The organism is Neobacillus vireti, from assembly GCF_036962465.1.
Taxonomy (GTDB): domain Bacteria; phylum Bacillota; class Bacilli; order Bacillales; family Cytobacillaceae; genus Neobacillus; species Neobacillus vireti_B.
The window spans coordinates 1-3,453 of record NZ_JBALNF010000097.1 but is presented as its reverse complement, the minus strand read 5'-3'; the positions used below and the strand labels follow the sequence as shown (position 1 = coordinate 3,453).

Below are 3,453 nucleotides of genomic sequence, written 5' to 3'. Positions count from 1 at the left end.
TAACTCGTTTTTACAAAATTTCTTCTATACATTATCTAGTTTTGAGAGAATGAACTCTCAATAGAAAAAATATCACAAACATGCGCCCGTAGCTCAATTGGATAGAGCGTCTGACTACGGATCAGAAGGTTATGGGTTCGACTCCTTTCGGGCGCGTCATTAATTCTTATAAAAAGCAGTGGATTCTATTTGTGAATTCACTGCTTTTTTTGTTTCAAATATTAAAAATAGACCAATTTCAAGGTTAAGGGGTCTTTCCCTTTTTCTGTAATAGTGATAGTGTAAAACGAGAAAATACATAATGGAGTTGACTAGATTGAGCCGCAGGTTTGCTGAATGGTATGATTTTTTTATGCATCCTCTAGAAAAAAGGAAGTTTAAAAGAATTCGTGAGGACCTTTTGTCTAAAGCCGATGGACATGTACTAGAAATCGGTTCTGGGACTGGAATTAACTTCCCTCTATATAAATCAGTTGAAATGGTAGTCGCAACCGAACCAAGTACTTATATGATTAACAAGTCACAAGAGAAGCTTAATCAATCCTCTGTGAAAATTGAGCTGGTAAAAGCAGATGCTGAAAAACTCCCTTTTGCAGACAATAGTTTTGATACAGTCGTAGCTACACTTGTACTTTGTACGATTCCAAATCCGAATCAAGCGATAAAGGAAATGCTGCGAGTATGTAAGCCGGAAGGAAAACTACTGTTTTTTGAACATGTTAAAATGGAAAATCGGTTTCTAGCTGCTTTACAAGATTGGCTAACACCTGCTTGGAAAAGAATTTGTGACGGATGCTGTTTGAATCGAGATACTCTTATTTTACTAAAGAATAAGGATCTTATAATCAATGAAATCAAAAGCTATTATAATGGACTGTTTCTTTCAGTAGAGACAAAAAAACGACAATCTTGAATCTGTTTTCAAATGGAAATGGGTATCTTAGATAGAGAATTATCATATAAAGAAGCGCACCGAGGAGGAATTAATATGAAAGAAGTCGGTTTTATTGGTCTTGGAAATATGGGTCAACCAATGGTATTGAACCTATTAAAGGCAGGTTACAAAGTGAAAGTTTACAACCGGACAGCAAGTAAAGCATCAGAGGTTGTTGCAGCAGGTGCGGAGCAGGTTAATCATCCTTGTGATGTGACTACCTCTGATGGAATTGTTGTAACCATGGTTGCCAACGACCAAGTACTTGAGGAATTGGTTTATGGTCAAGATGGTATCGGGGATCGATTAGGGTCAGATGGAATCCACCTCTCGATGAGTACAGTCTCACCTGAGACATCAAGGAAATTGGCGCATTACCATCAAGAAAAGGGGAGTTTTTATATCGCTTCTCCGGTATTTGGTCGTCCCGAGGCTGCGGCTGCCCAAAAATTGTGGATTCTGTCATCAGGGAACCATGCAGCGAAAGAGAGGGTTAAACCCATCCTTGAAGCACTGGGTCAGCGTGTCTTTGATTTAGGTGAAGAACCTGGCAATGCTAATGTTATAAAATTAGGCGGAAATTTTATGATAATGGCAGCAATGGAAGCGATGGCAGAGGCCTTCAATTTAGCTGAAAAAAATGGAATGGATCGTGAGGCGGTGGCTGAAGTTTATTCGTCAACCTTATTTAACTGCACCGTTTATAACGGTTATGGGTCAATGATTGCGAAGAAGATGTTTGAACCAGCCGGTTTTCAGTTGGCATTAGGTCTAAAAGACTGTAATCTTGTCCTGGAAGAAGCGAAGAATACAAAGACTCCAATGCCACTGGCAAATTTAGTTCATAATCGTCTCCTTTCCTCTACTGCAAAAGGCAGGGGAAATCTGGATTGGTCTGCTTTAACGAAACTCGCTAATGAAGAAGCTGGTTTGGAATAACCTTTTGAATAAATCTCACTATTAAGTTAACGCTATAGGTTAATATAGGAATGAAAAGGAGACCTACTTGTGAAGTCATTTGAAATTACTAATATGATTATCGATGATGATTTTGCTGTTGAGGAATATGTGACAGTCGAATTCGTTCATGAAAATAAAAACTATAGTGTTACATTTAAAAAAACAGATTTAGAAATTATCAATAGCTGGATTTTCGAGGATGGCACGTCCCTGCCGGCTAATATACCAGAAGAAATCATTGAATTGATCCGAAATGATATTAATAAGAAAATATAATTTGAGGAGGCGATAGACCATTCCCAATTGAGGAGTCGTCCGCCTCTTTTTATTTTATGATTCATGAAGTAATGTTTTTGGATTTGAATGTAGGACGAGCATGGCACATAGTAGAATTACTGAAGCAATCCAAATGGCTTTTGCACCCCAATGCAAAGTTGAAAGTGTGCCAAGTAACGCACCAATTAGAAAAGAGGCAATAATGAGCGTAAAGTCAAGTAATTGGTGGGCACCTTTCCGATCATGCATTACGATTGCAGTGTAGGCCGCTTCTGCAGCAGTACGTAAATTTCCAGTTACCATTGCAGAATTATAGGGCCATTTCACTAAGGTTCGAAATGAAGAAATTTGTACAGAGGCTACAAAAGCAATCGTTATCGTAACAATCATATTTGGTATCTCAACTGGCCAAGTTCCGACCAATAGAAGAACAATACTTTCTAATAAAAGTACTGTACGGGCAGGATATGGAAAAGTTCTGATAATATGTGGGTGTTTTAATCCCTCGGCCACTGCTACTCCTAAAACAAAAGCGACAATAGGCGGGATATGTCTCAATCCTTGATTCCATTGGCCATGTGCCATCTCTACACCTAACAGAACAAGGTTACCTGTTTGGGAAGTAGCAAATACTCCATCTCGGCTAACGTAGGTATAGGCATCTAAGAATCCCCCCACTAATGCAAGTAAGATTCCAAGTCCTACAGACTCTGCCGTTAATTTTGGCAGAGCAGTTCTGCCTTTAAAGAAATATCTTTGCAATTTTAACCCAACAAAATGTTTGTGATCAGGGTCCTGCCTTTTTTTCATACAGTATCTCCCAATGAATTTTTTAATCTTATTTTTCGTCAATATCTAAAATTTATGTAGGAAGAGGACGGTAAATCGAATGGTAGTTAGTGGTTTTGGAAAAGATAAAAACGAGGTGAATAAAATGGCTAATGCAAAAGTCGGAGAAATAATAACGTTCAAACGTGATGGAGAAAGCCACGAAGGAAGTGTTACCGGTGTTCGAGAGAATTCTGTTATCGTCCAATACGGTTATTCAAAGGAAAAGGATGAACCGCTAACAACCATCGTAAATCATAAAAATTATAAAATAAAAAAATAGGATTTAACGTGAGAGGCAGTGTGAGTTTAATCATACTGCTTTTTTATTTAATTTTTTCATATGTAAAAGTTTGGTAAAATTACCAAAAATAATTTACTTCTCAATAAAGAACGAGTATAATCATTTTGAATTAAGTGATTCAAAAATCCTAGTTAGGGTAGGTCTTTTATAC

Annotated in this window: 5 protein-coding genes and 1 tRNA gene; 5 read left to right on the top strand and 1 reads right to left on the bottom strand. The window is 37.6% G+C overall.

All coding sequences use genetic code 11. From position 1 onward, the window contains the following. Positions 1-82 precede the first annotated feature (82 nt). The 4 genes from V7077_RS27510 (at position 83) to V7077_RS27495 (ending at position 2,170) form a co-directional block, all read left to right on the top strand. Positions 83-156: transfer RNA gene (locus tag V7077_RS27510), tRNA-Arg, on the top strand. A gap of 160 nt (positions 157-316) precedes the next feature. Beyond that, complete coding sequence (locus tag V7077_RS27505; RefSeq protein WP_335507909.1) at positions 317-913, top strand: class I SAM-dependent methyltransferase; 597 nt, start codon at positions 317-319, stop codon at positions 911-913. Positions 914-988: 75 nt separating this feature from the next. Next, positions 989-1,873: an NAD(P)-dependent oxidoreductase gene (locus tag V7077_RS27500; protein WP_335507908.1), complete on the top strand. Its 885-nt coding sequence runs from the start codon at positions 989-991 to the stop codon at positions 1,871-1,873. Positions 1,874-1,942: 69 nt separating this feature from the next. Further along, a complete protein-coding gene (locus tag V7077_RS27495) occupies positions 1,943-2,170 on the top strand; it encodes a hypothetical protein (RefSeq protein WP_335507907.1) in 228 nt (75 codons plus the stop codon). Between the two features lie 54 nt (positions 2,171-2,224). Here V7077_RS27495 and V7077_RS27490 read toward each other — a convergent pair whose 3' ends face one another. Beyond that, positions 2,225-2,980 carry a YoaK family protein gene (locus V7077_RS27490; RefSeq protein ID WP_335507905.1) on the bottom strand — a complete coding sequence of 252 codons (756 nt, stop codon included), beginning with the start codon at positions 2,978-2,980 and terminating at the stop codon, positions 2,225-2,227. A gap of 79 nt (positions 2,981-3,059) precedes the next feature. Between V7077_RS27490 and V7077_RS27485 the strand changes: the two genes are divergently transcribed. Beyond that, entirely contained in the window at positions 3,060-3,281 is a 222-nt protein-coding gene (locus tag V7077_RS27485) for a DUF2187 family protein (protein WP_335507903.1), read from the top strand. The last annotated feature ends 172 nt before the right edge of the window (positions 3,282-3,453 follow it).